This window comes from Paenibacillus sp. sgz302191, from assembly GCF_057749925.1.
Genome location: NZ_JBYLHY010000001.1, coordinates 494,385 through 512,493, shown reverse-complemented (window position 1 = coordinate 512,493; position 18,109 = coordinate 494,385). Strand labels below are relative to the sequence as shown.

Here is an 18,109-nt window from a genome sequence, read left to right as displayed (position 1 = left end):
ATGATAATGAAACGTTTCTTCATCCCGCTCACTTGCTTTGCTCTTTTATGGAGCTTAGGACCTCACCCCTCGAACGCAGCAATCCCCGCATCCGCAGAAGAAATCCAATCCACATTCAATGTAAAAGACGCCAAATTCGGAGCAGTCGGCAACGGGGTGGCCGATGACAGTCTCGCTATTCAAAAAGCGCTCGATCTAGCCAAGGACTCCGGCGGCGGCACGGTCTTTTTTCCCAAAGGTACATACAGAACGACCAGAAATCTGTACGTTTACAAAAATACGAATCTCGTCGGGTATTCGGCCAAAATTTCAAAAGCGGACGGCGGGCTCGGGTACACCGTGATCATGATCATGGCGAAGCAAAGCGACATTACTATTGAAGGACTTTGGCTGGAAAATTTGAGCAAGTCGGACAGCATGATGATCGATATTGCGGACGGCTCGTCCAATATTCAGGTGCGCGGCAATTCGTTTACCGGGCCTAATTCGCAGGCCGTCAATATGAACGCCGCGGATATCAAGCAGGTGCTCGTATCGGACAACCGGTTCGAGGAAGTGGCCTACGGGGTTCTGACCAACCGGAACGCCAGCAATTTGCGGGATTTGCGCATCGTCCAAAATGTGTTCGCGAACGTGTACGCCGATGCGATCGAGATCAACCATCCCGGCGGGCCGGAGACGGCGAAAGCCAGCAACATCGTCATCGCCAACAACCATATTTCGGTGCCGCCGGAATATGGGAACGCGCCGACGAGCGGCTTCGGAATCGGCATCGCAGGCGCCTCGGACGTGACCATCAGCGGCAATACCATCGAGAATGTCCGCTATGAAGGCATTCATATCGAGGATAATTCGAAATACATTACGATTACCGGGAATATTATCAACGGCGTGAAGAGCAACCCCGATAACGGGCTCAATTCCGGCATCTACGTCATCGACGGCGACTACATTACGATTACCGGCAACTCGATCAGCGATGCTGCGGACTACGGTATTCATCTGGAGATCGACCCGAACAATACCGCTTCCAACACGACGATTACCGGCAATACGGTAACGAAGAACGGCGCGGGCGGCATGAAAATTGTCGCCGAAGGGAAGGCGAACCTGGTCGTTTCGGAGAATGTGGTGACGGATAATGCGGGGCACGGCATCGTGGTCGGGGGCAAGCAGGATAATTTGCGCATGACGAACAACACAACGAGAAACAATGCAGGATACGGGTTGTACCTGTATTCTTCAGGCAGCGGCTGGATGATTTCCGGCAACTCTTTTTACGATAATAAAACGGGGGATATCGGTTACAGTAATTCCTATACCGTGCCCGTCAACATCAGGGATAACGGAACAATCATCCAGGCCAAAGTGAATTCAGGCTACACGCCCTGGATGAACACATTCACCCTGGGGCTTTCCGCGGAAGGCGTATTGTCCGTCGTCACGCAGTTCAGCGGCATCCGCACGAGCCAGATGTATAAAATCAGCTGGAACGGCTCCGCCCTGACCGCTGTGAAGCTTGGCGGCGAACAGTACGGCAACATTGAAGTGCTGTCCCCGCGCATGAACGGCAAACAGCTTCAGGTGCAGAGCAAGCTGAACGCTCCCGACGGCACGGCGATCCATTTTGACGTTCAATTTGACGGCATGATTCTTTTTAAATAAACAAGCCCGCGGCTGTTTCCCGGCAGTATGCAGTCGACCGACCGCCGTCATGCAGCGCAGCCTCGCGCTCCGGGACTTTGCGAGGTGCGAAAGCAGGTGCCGGAGACGGCCTTGCCGTCCGCTCCCGATGAGAGCGTTTCCATTTCAAAAGTAAAAAAAGCTGATCCATCGCCCTTACGCCAAGAGCGGCAGATCAACTGTATAACCCATGAAGCCGGGTGTCGAATCCATCAGCATGCTTTCTTTCTTGCATTCTTTATGAGCGCATGATTTGCACTGAGCGAGCGGAATTTTCACTTTATAATAACCGGTTTTAAACACACGCTCGGCGTGATATTTAGAAACAATTGTGTTGCACCCCACACAATAGACAGTTTCAAATGCATCCACACCCATTCCCTCCTCGATTTGTTAAATATTGTCGCACATTGTTACATAATGTATTCATCAACCATTATATGTTACAATATGTAACAAATCAAGAGGTTATTCCTTTTTTTGCCCGAAATCTTCTGCGGATCGCTAAAAAAGCAAGCGTCAGCGAGCTGCCGATCAGCGCGCCCACACCATCGATGACGATATCTCCTACCTTCGGGGTCCGGCTGAATACGAACCGCTGATGATATTCGTCGGTGGCCGCGAACGCCAGGCACAGAACCATCGTGACGATAAATACCAATAACGCCCGCCTTTTCAGCAGCAGATTGACAAGCAGACATACCAGGATACCAAAACATGCATATTCTACAATATGCGCCATCTTTCTGATGACGAATTCAACGAGTTCCGTTACCCCGTTCTGCTTCACGTTAATAGTCGTGCCTTCGTAAGTAAACTTGACATCGGCGAAATAATGAGTCCACTCACTAGGGATCCGCGTTTTAAGCCATGGCCTTAAGTTTTGCTGGTCGTAAGACTGCGACGAAAATACAAAGATCGTCCCCATCCATGCCATCATGAAAATGGCAATCAAGAACAATTTTCCTTTGCTCTTTCCGGCGTCCGTTTTCATTGAATCAACCCGCTTTATTCTATAATTTTTTTATTTAGCAGCTTTTTGAATGATCTTTTTCCCCAATTCCTCCTTCATGATTTCAAACCACAGCTTGTAGCCGGCCTCGGTCGGATGCACGCCGTCCTTGTTCAGCACTTCTGTCAGGTCGGCATTGCGGGATTTGAATCCCGTGTAAATATCGATGAATAGCCAGCCTTTCCCGGCGGCCAGCTCCCTCGTCTTGGTCACGTAATTCTCATACGTGAGTCCTTCCGAATTTTGACCCGTATCGGCTCTCGGATTGGGAGACAGCAGAATGATCAGCGCATCCGGCAAATCCTTATGGAGCGCGTCGACGACAGATGAAATATTGTCGAGCGTTCTTTCGATCGGCACCGCTTGTCCGAAGTCGTTAATAAGGCACGTTTCAAAAATGACGACGTCCGGCTTTTGCGAGACGATCGTGTCCACCTTGCTTTTGATCAGGTCGGTGCTGTAGCCGCTAAATCCGTTGTTCGTGAGCGTAACGTTCATTTTGCCGTCCAGGTCTTTCAAATAGTCCCGCAGCATCGAGCTCCAGCTTTTGTCGACATGGCTCACGCCCGCGCCCGCCGTTACGCTGCTGCCGAGCGTGGATATGTTGACGCTGCCTTTCATCACATGAATATCGCGGATGACATCAATCATGGACATCGGCTGCCAATCGTCCACTGCTTTTTTGATTTGATTTTCATGCAAATACCAATTGCTTCCCAACAAGATCGATACGGTTACGATAAACAACAGTCCTGCTGCTTTGAGCTTGATCACAATCTCCTCCTTACGAATCCCCAAAAAGCCCTTAAACGAAAACGGGACCTGCAGACGAGCGCGGTTCAGCGGCTCATCTACAGATCCCGGATTCGTCTATCTGACGACAAATTCAACAATTTCTTCCCAATCGGTGTAAAGCCGAATGTTATCCTCTTCAATCAGTTCGCTGCCCGTCTGCACTTCGATGAATTCCAGATCGGTAATAGCCCGGATCGCGTGCCTGGCCCGCATCGGAATCTGAATCACGTCACCGGCCTTGACGTCGATAAGCTTGTCGTTCAGAATCAGCTCGCCTTCCCCGGCTATGATCGTCCAAGCCTCGTAGCGCTTGTGATGCAGCTGGTAGCTGGAATTTTTACCGGCCTGGATAAAAATTTTCTTCGTCAGCACCTGGCTTCCGTCGTTCAAAATGCCGGAGTCCAGCACCCGGTACCAGCCCCAGCGCCGTTCCTCGTACATCGGACGTTGGTCGGAATTTTTCATTATGTCCTTAATTCGGGGGCTCGACGATTTCTCGGCGACGAGAATGCCGTCCGCGCTCGTAGCCACGACAACGTTGGACAAGCCGATGACAGTCACCGGAATTTCCAGCTCATTCAAAACGTGCGTATTATGGGAGTCGTCGCTAATAATGCCTTTGCCCATCAAATTGCCGCTGACTTCCTCCGTCAACGTGTTCCACGTGCCCAGGTCCTTCCAGTAACCTTCGTAAGGAAGCACGAAAATGCGCTCCGCTTTTTCGACTACCTCGTAGTCGAAGCTGATTTTGTTCAGCTTAGGGTACTGTTTCGCCAATTCCTCGTACCGGATCGGCAATCCCTTCTCAATCAGCAGATTCATCACATAATCCAGCTTGAAAGCAAAAACCCCGCAATTCCAGAGCGCGCCTTGCTCAATGAGCCGCTGCGCCTGATCTTCGCGGGGTTTTTCTCTGAAGTTGCTGACCTGCCTGTAGTCCGCATGACCGGCTGCGCCGGTTGGCTCGGCGGGAACGATGTATCCGTACTTTTCGGACGGATACGTCGGCTTCACACCGATCAGCGCGATATCCGCCGATGCCTCGTGCACGGCTTGCTCCAGATCCTTCAGCCGGACGAAGAAGTCGTCTTCGACGTAAGGATCCACCGGCAGCACAGTAACGACTTCGCTGAGGCTGACGCCGACGATCGAGTACAAATACGTCGCTGCAAGAGCGATCGCCGGGAACGTATCCCTACGTTCCGGCTCGATAATAATCGGCGCGTCCACGCCCAGCTGGCTGTAGATCATATCCAGCTGGCCCTTGCCGGTAGCGACGTGCGCGGAGCCGGATAAGCCGACTTTCGCGACCTGGCTCCAGACGCGCTGAACCATCGATTCCAGGCCGCCCGCTTCACTGCGCAGCACCTTCAAAAATTGCTTGGAACGCGCGTCGTTGGACAGCGGCCAGAGACGTTTTCCCGAACCTCCGGATAACAGCACTAATTGCATTAGCCCACATCCTTTTCCGATTGATTGGCATATATAATTTCCAGTATGGCATCTATGATGCTCGCGGCCGAATCGCCATGCCGGCGAACGCTCGGCAGCCTGCTTGCCATGGCGGCGATCGCCGCGGCGTCCAGCCGCAAATCCGCCAGCTGCTCCCAGCGGATCATTTCGCCCAGCTTTTGTTCCACCACGAATTGCGAAGTGTTGCGATCCTCTTCCAGCGCATTTCTTTCCACAATAAGCAGCGGCTTGCGGTTCATCGCGGCTTCGCCGACCGTGGCCCAACCGGCCTTGGTGATGATCAGGTCGGCGGCCGCGACATAATGCTGCGTTTCCGTGCTGCCGGAAGGGATGACGGCGACGTTGGGATGATCGACCGGATGGCTGCCCGAGACGAGAAAGCTCACTGCCTCGTTATCCCACAGCTTCCAGGAGCGGACCGATTCCAGCCGGGTTTTCATGCCGAAGCCTACGTACACAAGCGGCTTGGCGCTCACGGGCTTTACCGCCGCGGTCACTTTCGCCAGCTCGGCCGCATCGATTTCCCGGCTGACCAGCCCGAAAGTCCGCCTGCCGCGCCGGCCCCATGGCGGCTCATGGCTTGCGGCCAGCTCGAAAAAATAGTCCATTTTGCGGTAAGCTTGCTGCAGGAATGCCAGTTTATCCGGCGGCAGCAAGTTGCGGTAAGCGGTAAGCCACGTAAAATTGGATATCCCGATGCTCGGTATGCCCAGTTGGTCTGCGCTTTCGAACGGCAGCGGGGAAATGTCCGACAGAACAAGGCCGACCCCGGCTTCCCGCAGAAACCGCGTCTCTTCGCGGATCCATTCCGGCGCGTCCTTCACAAACTCGTCGAATTGACCGTTCATTCGGCTAATATCCGGCTCCAGCGAATCCCGCCGCAACATGTAGCCCATGTCGGTCGCTACCCGCCGCAGCCGTACTTGCGGCCAGCTTGCCAGCGACTGCCCGACAAAATCCAGCGCATAAGAGGTGCAGATTACGACGCTGGAGTCGGGAAACCGTTCCAGCCATTTGCGGATGACCGCGATGCTGCGCGATGCGTGGCCGAAGCCGTAATCCGATATGTAATAGGCCATTGTGATCTTCATGCCGGACCGCCTCCTTTCCCTTGGCAAGCTGCGCCTCCCGCACCGGGTTATTTCATTCTCAAATGCTGGTACGTGAACTCCAGACCGGCCTGGCTTTTAATTTTCGCGGCCTTGTCGTTCGCATCGACGGATTCGATGTTGTCGTTTTTATCGACAACGTTATTCGAGCCTGCATTCGTCATCATTTTGGAATTCGTAAAGTTGCCCGTCACGGTATTGTCGCGAACCGACTTTGCCCATATTTGCAGCCAGCTCGGCACATTCATGACGACGTTATCAGTGATCGTAAAATAGGCGCTGCCTTCATCGGGATAAATCGCTCCGCCTTTATGCACCTGTTTGTCGATGAAGTTGCCTTTGATCGTGGAATTGGGCTGCGACCCTTGCGTATAAATCGCCCCGCCGTCATAGAGCGTCTTCATCACGTCGGTGATCAGGTTATTTTCGATTCTGTTGTCCTTGCTGTACGTCGGGTCGACTTTTCCCCAGCCCCAGCCCAGCGATATCGCGGAATAAGGAAGATCGGTCAGCTCATTGTTCCGAATGACCATATTTTGCGTGTAGCTTCCGAAGATCCCTACCGATGAGCGGTAATCTTTGCCGATCGCCCGAATGTAGTTGTTGGACACTTCGATGTCCTTAATGATTTTGCGCGGATCGTCCGGGTTGAAGTTATCCTTGTTGTTCCGGTCCGGCTCTCCGACTTGAATGCCGCTGCCGGAAATGTCGGTGAACACGTTGCCTTTGATGCGCACGCTTTGGCTGCCCTCGGTCAGATTGATGCCGGCGCCGCCCAGCTTTTCGAATCTGCAGTCTTCAATGGCGATATTTTCCGCCATTTGGGCGTCGAAGCTCGCCTGGATCAGCGTTTCCTTGTGGTACTGCAGCCCATCGACTTTCTCTTTAATAATATTGGCCTGTGCGTCCGGGAGACCGGTCAGGCTCGGTTGATACCATGTCGTATAGGTAAAAGTAAGCCCTTCGAAGCCGATGTGATGGACGGGCGCTTCCGGCGTGCCCTTCAAGTCGACCAGCGTCTCCACGACGGGAACGATCGCCTTCGCGGCGCTCATATCTTCGCCGGCCAAGGGCTTATAAAACAAATCGCCGCTCGTGCGGTCCAGGTACCACTCGCCTTCCTGGTTAATCAGCTCATACGCGTTCTCCAGGTACCATGGCACCGACAATTCCGGCAGCCCTTTATTGGTCAAATTGTACCAGCCCGGCTGCTGCATTTTGATAATAGCTTTGCCGTCGACCACTTCAATGGAGTCGATCAGCCCCCGTGAGTTGGTCCACACGTCTAGGAAAACAAGCTCCATGTCCTTGACGTTTTTCCACTCGGCGAGCTTGACAGCGGTGGTGGAGAAGCCGTCGCTCAGCTTCTTCGCCTCTGGCAAGGGGGTCTCGCTGATCGCCCGCTTGGCGCGCGTACCGTTAACGAACAGTTGGCGCGATTTCAGGTCGCCGACGTGAGCCTTGTAAATACTTTTTTGCGGATCGTGCATCGTCCAGCCGGATACCGGCGTGCCGCCGCTGATCGTTACTTTCTCGTCCTGATAAGCCTTGAAGATGACGGAATGACCGTTCGATCCCGAGTCCCTGGAATCGAATTCCAGCGTATTCGCAAGCGTATAGGTGCCTCCACGCAGATAGACGACAATATCGGACTGCATATTCCCGTTTACCTTACGCACGCTTTCCTGCGCTTTTTCTATCGTCTTGAACGGTTTGGACAAAGTGCCTTTATTGTTGTCGTTCCCGTCCGTTGACACATAAAATACGCGCGTGCTGTCGCCGGCTTGAAAATCGCCGCAGCCCGGAAGCACGGTCAATAGGACAGGTAAGAGAATACAACCGTAGAGCTTGCCTTTCATAGTGGACGCTCTCCTTCGTCGTTGTTATACGGTCACAAGCAAAGATTTATATTTGGTTATGGAAATTTCTTTCTTCAAATGCCGTTCCAGATAGCTTCGTCCCTGCAAACCCATCTCGAGCAGCTGCTGCCGCTCCATCTTATGCATCGCTGCGATGGCCTCGATGATGCCGTTGTAATCATTCGGCTCCACAACGATGCCCGAGGAGCTCTCCTCGATCAGCCGCTGCGCTTCGCTTCCCTGCTCCAATACGCCGATCACCGGTTTTCCCGCAGCCATGACACCGTAAATTTTGCTCGGCACCGACACGCCCTTGATGCCCTTTTGATTGACGACCAGGTGGGCGTCAGCCGCATTCAAAGAGTATTTGATAAACTCTTTGGACTGAAAAGGCAGAAAATGCACATTCCCGATGCTGTTGTCCTCGACAAACTGCTGCATGCTCTTTTTGACGGCTCCCTCTCCTATAAAAACAAAGGAAAGCTGCGGCTCATCCTTGAACGCCTCGGTGACCCGGATCATATTCTCAAGATCGTAATATAGGCCGAGATTCCCGGAATACATCACAATGAACTGATTTTGCAGCCGGTGTTCTTCCAGGAAACGCCTGACGTGCGGATGCTCCTTGCCAAGCGGGATAATGTCTTTCTCGTCCGTCCAGTTGTTGATGACGCTGCTTTTCGGCACATTATGCCCGCGGAACCGGCGGGACAGCGTCTCCTGCATATCTTTGCCGACGACGACGATATGATCCGATTTTTTGCAGTTCCAGTTGTCGATCCGCCTCGCGATGTCGAACACCCATTTTTTGTCCGTATAGCTGACGGCCTCGGCCTGCTCGGGATTGAAATCCTGAATGTTGTACACGTGCTTGCTGCGCTTGAACAGCTTGCCGATCGTTCCGATCAGCCCCCCGAGCACCGGCGGCGAAGAGATCGTAAAGATCGTGTCGATCTTCTTGATCCTCAGCAAGGCGATGGTGGAAAGGACGAAATACGCCATAATGAACTTCAGCCGGCTCATCTTGTTCGTCTTGATGACTTCAGGCGTTTTCACGCGGATGATCTTGATGTCTTCCAAATAGTCCTCTTCGAACAGGCGGGTTTTCTTGCCTTTGTTTTGCTCCGGCTGCACGGCCAGAACGACGATTTCAAAATCTTTTTGCAGCTCCAGGCACAGCTCCGTCAACAGCTGCCCCGTCGAGGCAAAGTCCGGATAAAAGTAATTGGCGACGAATACGATTTTTTTCTTCATTACTTACTTCCCCTCTTCAAAGCGAAATTTCAAAAATTTCGCAGGCATCCCCGCATGCACTTCATTGCGGGGTACGTTTCTGGTTACCGTGCTTCGAGCAGCTACCACAGCCTTTTCCTGAATAATAACGCCCGGATAGACGAACACGTCCGTAGCTACCCAGGCGCCGTTCTCGATGTGAATCGGTTTCGTAATGAGTCCGAACTGGGGGTCCTGAATGTCGTGCGAGCCTGTGCACAAATAGCTTTTTTGCGAGATCACGCAGTGCTCGCCGATCTTGATCCGGTCGAGACTGTAAAATTCCACCTGATCCCCGATCCAGGAATAGCTGCCGATCTCGACCTTCCAGGGGTACAGAAATTTGGCGGAAGCTCTGACTCTGACGCCTTGGCCGATTTTCGCGCCGAACAGGGTCAGCAGAAACCGGCGCCAGCTGTACATGTTGTGCAGGGACAGCCGGAATAGCGTACTCTGTACGAACCACCACATCATAACGACAAATTTGCTTCGTCCCCGGGAATACCAATCCTGATTATATTTGTTCAGTTCTACGTTAGTTTTCATGTTCCACCCAGCATCTGATTTGTCTTGGCAATACCGCGGTATTGCTCGATTTGGCTGTCAATAATCTGAATATATTTCATATAATTATCGCTCGGGGCAGCGGCATTGCTTTCGTAGTTCTGCACGGGAGTCCGTATATAACGCTTCTTGACGAAGCTGCTGATGGAACGCATGATGGCCGATTTGCTGCGCGGATCGAAATAGACGGCATTGGAGCCGCAAACCTCTCTGGCATACGGCAAATCCGCGGCAAGAATCGGCAGCCCGGCCTCCTGAGCCTCAAGCAGCGGCAGGCCCAAAGTCTCGGTCAAAGACGGGAAAATCAAGGCGTCCACGCTTTGGTAAGCTTTGAATATGCTTTCGTACGGAATTTTGCCGATATACCGGACATGCTCCGAGCTCTGACCGTCCAGAGTCAAATACAGGACGACTTTGCCCCCGTTCTGGGCGTTCCATTCGCGAATCGCCTCGATGAGAATGTCGTTGTTCTTGTATTTTTCCCGGTTTGTCATATAGAGCAGCTTCGTCCCAGTCCGCTGAAATTCCAGATCCAGTTCGCTGCCGAGCGGATTCGTATTGTTTTCGATGCTCTGGATTGCGGGCCGCACGATATGAATGTCCTTCTGGTAGCTGTATTTGCGCTGAATCGCTTCTTTCATCCAGCTTGTTTGCACGAACACGCCGTCGACATGGGCCAGCTGCTTTTTATAGATGGAATGCAGCATCACTTTATATTTGACAAAATTTTTCAGCTCCAGCTCGTTCGCCCGCAAATCGGAGAAAGGAATCGGCTGATGAATCAGCACGTACTGCGGAATATCCAAATTGGATAATCCGAAATTTTGCAGGGACAAATAAAAATCGAACTTGTTTTCCTTGATAAATGCCGGGAGCAGGCGGTTTTCATAGTTCCATTTGTGCAGCGGACTTTTTTTCGGATACGGCTCATAGATCACTTTGACCTGCCCGGTTTCGAATTTGCAGAGATTTTCTTTGGCCACCAGGGCGGTTAACTCAATCCGGCTCTCGCGCAGCACATCGGATTTGCCTGCAATTTCATACAGAAAATCGTGAATGACTGAATAGCCGCCTCTCGAATCCAACGCTGTGGCATTCGTTAAAATCTTCATCAAGATAACCTCCAGAACGATTCGTCTACTCCGGCTTGCTTGGGTCCCCTGGCGCGGCCTTTCAGATTGCTTGTCTGACCGGTTTATACTGCGGCTGCCCTTTGATGAAAAAGATCAGCTTGTTCTTGCTTTCCTCGTCCAACCGGGCGATGTACGCCCTGATATGCAACTGGTACCCCTCCAGCAAAGCTTCCATGCTGCGGGATTCCATGAACTGCACAAACTCCCTGACGGATTGTCCGTACACGTAACCCAGACCCTCGGACCTGATGAACTGCATGCACGCCACGTCGGAAGCGATCACCGGCTTGTATTTGTAGAGGGAATCGAATACGACCCCGCTCGATGTGGAATTGTAGCTGCTGCGATAAGGCAGAATAACGAATCCGGTGCCGGCCAAAAGCTCGTCGTACCGCTCCTCGCTTATGTAATCGTTGATGATTTCGATGTTGTCCGTCAGCCTCGGCTTGATCGCTTCATACCTGCCGGGATCGACGAACCGTCCGGCGATGCACACTTTGTACGGCGTGCCGATGAAGCTGTCTACGACATCTTCGATATTTTTGTCGTCCCTGATTATGCCCACCGTTACAAAATCGTACTTTCTCCGGGCCGCCGTCTGCGCCGACGATTCGAAGAACAGGTAGTCCGGAATGACGATCCCGTCCTTCCGGTAGGAATTCATCGACTCCTCCAGACCGGAGATGACGCCTTTGACTTTGCGGCTGACGAGGCGGAACATGAACCGCTTCAGCTCGCTTTTATGGCTCAGATTGTCGTAGCGGATCAAATAAATGTCTTTGCCGCCGACATAGAACAGCAGGCATAAGCAGAGAGCAAATATGTCGACAGCCTGGATGATCACCTTGGACGGTTCCGAGTTCAGAATGCGAAACAGATTGGCGAACAGCTTGTATAACCGCTTGATTTTGTTCACGGGCCCTCTCTGATGGTCCAGAATCGCATGTTTGAGCGGCAGCAGCGGATAGCGGCTGAGTTTGCCGACGTAGCTGGTGCTGGCCGTAACCTCTACGTGAAAATGTTCCTTTAACGTCTCTGCATATTGCGCCGCCGTTTTCCAATAATGACCCGAAGGCTGTCCGTTCGCATCGACCAGCTGCAAGCAGTCGGCAATAAGCACCGTTTCTTTTTCCACCCTAATCATCCTATCGATAATGTAATGTTGTTTTGGCCATCACCGGGCTTTTCGCCGGCGACGGGGCTCTCAAAGCCTGCTGCGGCACCGGTTCCCTCAGCTCCAGACCGGCTATGTACGGATGCTGCATAAGAGCCAGCCAAAAATAAATCTGGATCAGCGCGAACGAATCGAACTGAACCTGCGACCATGCCAAAAGGATGAGCACCATTTTTAAATAGCTTTTCTTCGGTTGGTGAATGACGAAATACAAGAGCGGGGCAACCAGTAAAATGCCGAGCAGCCCCATTTCCGAAAGGATTCTCGTATACATGTTGTATTGATGCAGCGTCTTGTCTTTGTCCGCGTCCCGCAGTTCCTTTTGCTTGATGGAGCTCAGGTCGACAATCTCGGAATAATTTTCCCTATAACCGTAGTAATAGTTGCCCAACCCGTAACCCATCAGCGGCTTCTGTTTGAACGAATCCATCGCCACCTTCGAGAACGTGCTGCGGATGGAAAACGATTCGTCCTGGTTGATTTCCGTCGGATTTTTCAGGAATGCGCCGATTCGCCCGAAATGGTCGGCATTGATGCCGAACACGTTGATCACAAACACCAGATACAAGACGGCGTACAGGCCGGCGAGGCTGAATCCCGTAATCAGGCTAAGCTTGACGACCCGCTTCGTATACAGGAATAAAAACACCACCAGCAAAATGATGCTGTCCATGTAGTAGCGCAGCGAGAAGGAGAACAGGGAGACGACGAACAGTCCGATGACGATGCTTTTGATGACCCAGTTGAGCTGATTCGCCCTTTTCAGAGCGATGAACGCCGGGACGAGCAGCAGATTCGTATGCAAGGCGATATAGGAAGGTTCCGAAAAGGTGAAATGGATCCTTGCCGTACTCATATATCCGGTTCTGCTGACGAACAGCCCGATGAACTTGGACAGGAAGCCGGCCGGCAGCACGTAGACATAGATCACTTGCAGCACGCCTATGCCGATCGCAATTCCGTAACCGTAGATCATATACTTGAAAAGCTTGAGATAGGCGCCGGGCTCCTCATGCTTGGCGACAAATATTTTAAAGCTTAAATAAATTACTATTCCCGACATGATCGTCAAAAGCGCATCTACTAAGCCCGTATTTTCGTAGTGATAATAAAGATTTTGGAAAAAGGTGCACAGCACGAACGTGATCATAACAAGCAGTACGTATATCTCCGAAGCTTTGTACTTCGTCCGAAACACCGAAAACAGGTTCACCATCAAATAGAGAGCGATAAAAATAAGGGATACCGGCTTGTAGCCGCCCCCGAACATGAACGGAAAATTATCTAATGGCAGTAAAAAGGCAGCTATGTAAATCAAACGGTTCATTGTAATTCCCCTTCACAGTTCGTTTCTGGGAGTAACTCCGTCGGACGGACTCCTTGTATCCCTTATCTCAATTACGCTCTTCGTTCCTGCATGACTTCCTCGTACAATTGCGCATAACAGCCTGCAACATGAGACAGCTCAAAAGAGCTCACGACTTTCTCCCGCGCATCCTGCGACAGCCGGGACCTGCGGTCTTCGTCCTCCAGCACCCAGGCAATGCCGTGCGCAAGGTCGGACACGTCAAACGCTTTGGCGAGATAGCCGTTGTGGCAATGGTTGATCAAATCGGGCATGCCGCCGATGCGAAAAGCGACGCACGGAACGCCGCAGGCCATCGCTTCCATCACCGTGTTCGGCAAGTTGTCTTCCAGCGACGGCGAGAGAAATACGTCCGCCGCCGAATACAGCAGCGCGAGGCTGATGTCGTCGTTCAGCCGGCCCGTATAATGAACCGGCATGCCCAGCGGCACCGGGTTCGCCGGCGGATCGGAGCCGAATACGACCAATTCCGTATCCGGCAAAACATCCTTGCCCGCAAGCTCCAGCAGCGCCTGCTGTAAATACTGGAACCCTTTGCGCGGATCGCTCGTCGCGCTCATCGCCCCGAACAAAATCAGCCGCTTGTCTTGCGGCAGATTCAGCATCGCCCTGGCCAGCGATTTGTCCAGCGGCTTGAAGCGGTCAAGGTCGATGCCGTTGGGAATGACCTCGACCCGCACGGCTTGGAACAACGTGCTCGCCCGCGCGCAGTCCGCCATCCATTTGCTCGGGGTGACGACGGTCAGATTGAGATCTCCCCAGGCGTTTCTTTTCCATTTGAGCATTCTGCTGCTCAAATCGCCGGCAGAGGTCGACTGCAGCTGGCTGCACGAACCGCAGCCTTGCAAGTAGCCTGTGCAGCTGCCGGAGTAATGGCAGCCTCCGGTAAACGCCCACATGTCGTGCAGCGTCCAAACGATAGGCTTGTTGAATTTGCCGAGCGCATGAATGGGCACGAATCCGTGATTGATCCAATGCAGATGAATAATGTCGGGATTCAGCGCGTGAATGCTTTTCACTATTTTGCTGGGCAGCCACGATATGCTCCAGGGCGACTTCACCCGGTTCCGGTACAAATGCACCGGCAGATTGTCAATCGACGGCTGCAGGCTGCTTCGGATCCGGTCCGTTTTGCTGAGCGGCCCGAATACCGAGTGGTCGCTGCTGCTCTTGCTTTGCACAAGCATCCTGGACGTCAGGCCGATGCCTTGCAGCCCTTTGTGCAGCCGGTAAGCCGCACGCGCAGCCCCGCCTTCTATGTCGGTAGTGTTCACTAGCAGTGCGTTCAATGTACGGCCCTCCTTCTCCGGTCGACAAACGCGGGATTATACCGATGATACGAACTGGCTGGCGGCTGCGGCCTTGCTTTCGCCGGTGAATTGCTCTTTCCAGGCGCGGATTTGTTCCAGCGGCAGGCGGATTTTCGTTGCTTGCGGCTTCGCAATCCACGCCCCGATGCCGGAAATGTCCGCCCGGTCCACGACAGGAAGATCGGTGTCTTTGGAAATTTCCTTGGCCCGGTTGTCGACGGCCAGGATCAGCGATCTTCTTTTGTGCTGCAGCGCCCGGATGCCGCCGTGAAGCCTTGTGCCGATATAATCGCAATCCAGAGTGGCCAGAACATGGTCGAACGCTTGCAGGCTCGGGGGAATGTATTTCACCTTGCTTCCGCCGATGCTTTGCATATATTCGTAGTCAGCAGGCCCCTGCGTCCAGAAGTAGACCGTTTCGTACTCTTTACTAAGCAATTCAAACAGCTTCGCATCGTTCGTTCTGTCCTGATTGTAATCCGTAAACGTTACGACGACTGCCTTCTGTTTGCTCGCCGGAACGTCTTTGCAGTGGTCCTCGGTTAACCTCCACATCGTCGGGCACGCCGTGTTGATGACATTGTGAATGCCGGCCGCCCTCAGCTGCCGCTCCGTGAACGAGTCTCTGACCGAGTGCATCGTCGTGCCGGAGAGCACCCGCTTGTAGAGCATTCTGGAGTACGCGTTGGGCGGGCTCTGATACTGCCACCAGCCGACTCCCATCAAAGTGATGTCCTGGATGAACAAAGAATCGAACAGGTTGATTTTCCACTGGCTGTAAGCATTCATGTTGGAGGATAGCAGGTTCGTTCCCCCGACAAACTTCAAGTCGCTTTTGCGGATGTAGCGGTACGAGTTTTTGGAAATGACGTCATGCGTCTGGATCGGAATGAACAAGGAATCCCGGAACAGCTCGGTCAGATGGCTTTTGACGGCATCCATAATGATCTGATCGCCAAGATTCGAACTGGAAATCGATGTATCGAATAAGGAAATGATTTTCATGTTATACCTTCCTTAAAAATAGTGACTTGAGGATGATCCGAAACAGCCTCCGGTACGGCCTGGAGAACAGCGCGGGGGAGCAAATCACGAACACGTAAGCGAATACGGTGGAGATGGCCGCGCCCTTCACGCCGAAGGAGGGAATCGTGTACAGATTGAGCGCAATGTTGATGCCGGCCCCCGCCAAGTTTCTGAGAAAAGCTTCGAGCCTCTGGTTTTCATTAATAAACCAGGTGGCCGTGGAAAGCTGCAGGAACACGAACACCGCCGACCAAATATGAATCGTCAGCACCGGCCCCGCTTCCTGAAAAGCTTCCCCGTACATGATCCGCACGATCGTATCCGCCAAAAAAGTAATCGGAACGGCCACTGCATAAGCCATTCCGATCAGCAGGACAAACGTTTTATGAAACCGCGCGTAGTACAGCTCCTCGTTCTGCTTCTTCGCCTCGATGATCGAAGGCGCAACGGAACTGACGATCGCCGTCGGCACGAAGTACCACAGCTCCGACAGCTTCGTGGCGGCCGTGTAGATGCCGACTTTCGCCTGGCCGAGCATCTGGCCGATCATGATCTGATCGATCCGCATATAGATCATGACGACGAGGCCGGATAAAATAAGCGGCCAGCTGTCGCCCAGAAGCTGCCTGGCGCGCCGCATGTTCGCCCGCCAGTTGCGGATGCTTGAGCCCTGCATCCGGTAGCTGACGAACAGCCCGGCCGCGCCGATCGCGATTTCCAGCGATCCGACCCAGGCGAAATACAAAAGAGGCGCTTGCGTCAGAATAAGAATCACCTTCATGACGGAGGTGAGCAGAAACGCAATGTTTTTGGCATATACCGTCAGCTTCGACCTCAGCTTCGTCTGGAAGTAGAGGTCGATCGTATCGAACGTCTGGAAGATCGTGCCGACCGCCACGATGCCAACCAGCCAGCGGATGACCGAGTCGTCGTCGATGAGCGAGATGGCCGTCACCGACAGGCCGAGCGTCAGCGCGGCTCCGACGATCCGCATCGTAAAGGCGGTGCCGAGAATTTCTTCCTTTTCCTCGGGCTTGTTGACGATATCTCTCACAACGATGCCGTCCAGGCCGAGCGTAATCAAAGGGCTGAACAGGAATACAAAAGCTTGCGCATAATTATACATGCCGAACTGTTCGGGCCCGAGAAACCGGGCCACCCATACGCCGACGATCAGGCCGACGCCCATTCGCACAATTTTGTCGAGAAACAGCCAGCCGGCGTTAAAGGCGATTTTTTTCAGATCGCCGTGATTTCTGAACTTCGCATAGAGCGCCGGGATTTTTTTGATAATTGCATGCATGTGTCCAGCATCCTTACCGGTCAGACTTGAATGAGCTTCGCCCTTCCTTCGGCCTCTACCTTTTTCAGATCGGAATCGACCATCATATGGATCAATTCTTTGAAGCCGACTTCAAGCTTCCAGCCTAATTTTTCCTTGGCTTTGGAGCAGTCGCCCAGCAGCAGATCGACTTCCGCCGGTCTTACGAAAGCCGGATCGATGACGACATAATCCTCGTAATTCAATCCCGCGTAGGAGAACGCGACTTCGAGCAGCTCTCTGACCGTGTGCATTTCGCCTGTGGAAATGACGTAATCGTCAGGCTCATCCTGCTGCAGCATCAGCCACATCGCTTTGATGTAATCGCCGGCAAAACCCCAATCGCGCAGCGAGTCGAGATTGCCCATGCGCAGCTCCGACTGCAGGCCCAGTTTAATGCGCGCTGCGGCATCCGTCACTTTGCGCGTAACGAATTCCAACCCCCGGCGCGGGGATTCATGGTTGAACAAAATGCCGGAGCAGGCGAACATGTTGAAGCTTTCGCGGTAGTTGACGGTGATCCAGTGCCCGTAAACTTTGGCTACGCCGTAAGGGCTGCGCGGATAAAACGGGGTTGTTTCCGATTGCGGGGTTTCCACCACTTTGCCGAACATCTCGCTGCTGGAGGCTTGATAAAAGCGCGCGTCCGGCTTCATAATCCGCACGGCTTCGAGCATGTTCGTCACGCTGAGCGCCGTGATTTGCCCTGTCGTGAGCGGCTGCGGCCATGAAGCGGCGACATAGGACTGGGCCGCAAGGTTGTAAACCTCGTCAGGCTGGGAAATGCGAACAGCTTCAATCAGGGAAGCCAGGTCGGTCAAATCTCCGGAAATCCAGTTGATTCGATCTTTAATGTGCTCGACGTTCTCATAGTTCGGCGTGCTCGTGCGGCGGCGCAGGCCGTACACTTTGTATCCTTTTTCCAATAAGAACTCCGCCAGGTAAGATCCGTCTTGACCTGTAACGCCGGTAATTAACGCTGTTTTCATCATATATCCTCCAGAGAATGTAT

The 18,109-nt window shown here is 53.0% G+C and carries 16 protein-coding genes; 1 reads left to right on the top strand and 15 read right to left on the bottom strand.

The genetic code is table 11. From position 1 onward, the window contains the following. Positions 1–6 precede the first annotated feature (6 nt). Positions 7–1,665, top strand: a complete 1,659-nt coding sequence (locus tag AC3G2T_RS02240) for a right-handed parallel beta-helix repeat-containing protein (RefSeq protein WP_474684039.1) — start codon at positions 7–9, stop codon at positions 1,663–1,665. A gap of 174 nt (positions 1,666–1,839) precedes the next feature. Here the strand turns inward: AC3G2T_RS02240 and AC3G2T_RS02235 are convergent, their stop codons facing one another. From AC3G2T_RS02235 to gmd, 15 genes are all read right to left on the bottom strand, one after another. Then, complete coding sequence (locus AC3G2T_RS02235) at positions 1,840–2,055, bottom strand: hypothetical protein (protein WP_474684038.1); 216 nt, start codon at positions 2,053–2,055, stop codon at positions 1,840–1,842. Positions 2,056–2,143: 88 nt separating this feature from the next. Then, positions 2,144–2,677: a VanZ family protein gene (locus tag AC3G2T_RS02230; protein ID WP_474684037.1), complete on the bottom strand. Its 534-nt coding sequence runs from the start codon at positions 2,675–2,677 to the stop codon at positions 2,144–2,146. A gap of 30 nt (positions 2,678–2,707) precedes the next feature. Next, on the bottom strand, positions 2,708–3,469 hold the full coding sequence (locus AC3G2T_RS02225; RefSeq protein WP_474684036.1) for an SGNH/GDSL hydrolase family protein: 762 nt from the start codon (positions 3,467–3,469) through the stop codon (positions 2,708–2,710). 96 nt (positions 3,470–3,565) lie between these two features. Continuing rightward, the gene (locus tag AC3G2T_RS02220; RefSeq protein ID WP_474684035.1) at positions 3,566–4,942 is read right to left on the bottom strand and encodes a sugar phosphate nucleotidyltransferase; all 1,377 of its coding nucleotides are present in this window, start codon (positions 4,940–4,942) and stop codon (positions 3,566–3,568) included. After that, positions 4,942–6,054 carry a glycosyltransferase gene (locus AC3G2T_RS02215; protein WP_488434373.1) on the bottom strand — a complete coding sequence of 371 codons (1,113 nt, stop codon included), beginning with the start codon at positions 6,052–6,054 and terminating at the stop codon, positions 4,942–4,944. Before AC3G2T_RS02215 ends, AC3G2T_RS02220 begins: the two co-directional genes overlap by 1 nt. Positions 6,055–6,101: 47 nt before the next feature. Beyond that, complete coding sequence (locus tag AC3G2T_RS02210) at positions 6,102–7,931, bottom strand: right-handed parallel beta-helix repeat-containing protein (protein WP_488434372.1); 1,830 nt, start codon at positions 7,929–7,931, stop codon at positions 6,102–6,104. A 24-nt stretch (positions 7,932–7,955) separates the two neighbouring features. Further along, entirely contained in the window at positions 7,956–9,185 is a 1,230-nt protein-coding gene (locus AC3G2T_RS02205; protein WP_488434371.1) for a glycosyltransferase family 4 protein, read from the bottom strand. A 3-nt stretch (positions 9,186–9,188) separates the two neighbouring features. Beyond that, a complete protein-coding gene (locus AC3G2T_RS02200; protein WP_488434370.1) occupies positions 9,189–9,749 on the bottom strand; it encodes a WcaF family extracellular polysaccharide biosynthesis acetyltransferase in 561 nt (186 codons plus the stop codon). Continuing rightward, positions 9,746–10,879: a glycosyltransferase gene (locus AC3G2T_RS02195; protein ID WP_488434369.1), complete on the bottom strand. Its 1,134-nt coding sequence runs from the start codon at positions 10,877–10,879 to the stop codon at positions 9,746–9,748. The genes AC3G2T_RS02200 and AC3G2T_RS02195 overlap by 4 nt, the downstream gene beginning before the upstream one ends. A 61-nt stretch (positions 10,880–10,940) precedes the next feature. After that, on the bottom strand, positions 10,941–12,035 hold the full coding sequence (locus AC3G2T_RS02190) for a glycosyltransferase family protein (protein ID WP_488434368.1): 1,095 nt from the start codon (positions 12,033–12,035) through the stop codon (positions 10,941–10,943). A 10-nt stretch (positions 12,036–12,045) separates the two neighbouring features. Next, complete coding sequence (locus AC3G2T_RS02185; protein ID WP_488434367.1) at positions 12,046–13,401, bottom strand: O-antigen ligase family protein; 1,356 nt, start codon at positions 13,399–13,401, stop codon at positions 12,046–12,048. A gap of 71 nt (positions 13,402–13,472) precedes the next feature. Further along, a complete protein-coding gene (locus tag AC3G2T_RS02180) occupies positions 13,473–14,729 on the bottom strand; it encodes a glycosyltransferase family 4 protein (protein WP_488434366.1) in 1,257 nt (418 codons plus the stop codon). Between the two features lie 36 nt (positions 14,730–14,765). After that, positions 14,766–15,755 carry a polysaccharide pyruvyl transferase family protein gene (locus tag AC3G2T_RS02175; RefSeq protein WP_488434365.1) on the bottom strand — a complete coding sequence of 330 codons (990 nt, stop codon included), beginning with the start codon at positions 15,753–15,755 and terminating at the stop codon, positions 14,766–14,768. 1 nt (position 15,756) lies between these two features. Further along, the gene (locus AC3G2T_RS02170; RefSeq protein ID WP_488434364.1) at positions 15,757–17,079 is read right to left on the bottom strand and encodes a flippase; all 1,323 of its coding nucleotides are present in this window, start codon (positions 17,077–17,079) and stop codon (positions 15,757–15,759) included. Positions 17,080–17,099: 20 nt separating this feature from the next. After that, positions 17,100–18,086, bottom strand: a complete 987-nt coding sequence (gene gmd, locus AC3G2T_RS02165; RefSeq protein WP_474684115.1) for a GDP-mannose 4,6-dehydratase — start codon at positions 18,084–18,086, stop codon at positions 17,100–17,102. Positions 18,087–18,109: the final 23 nt, after the last annotated feature.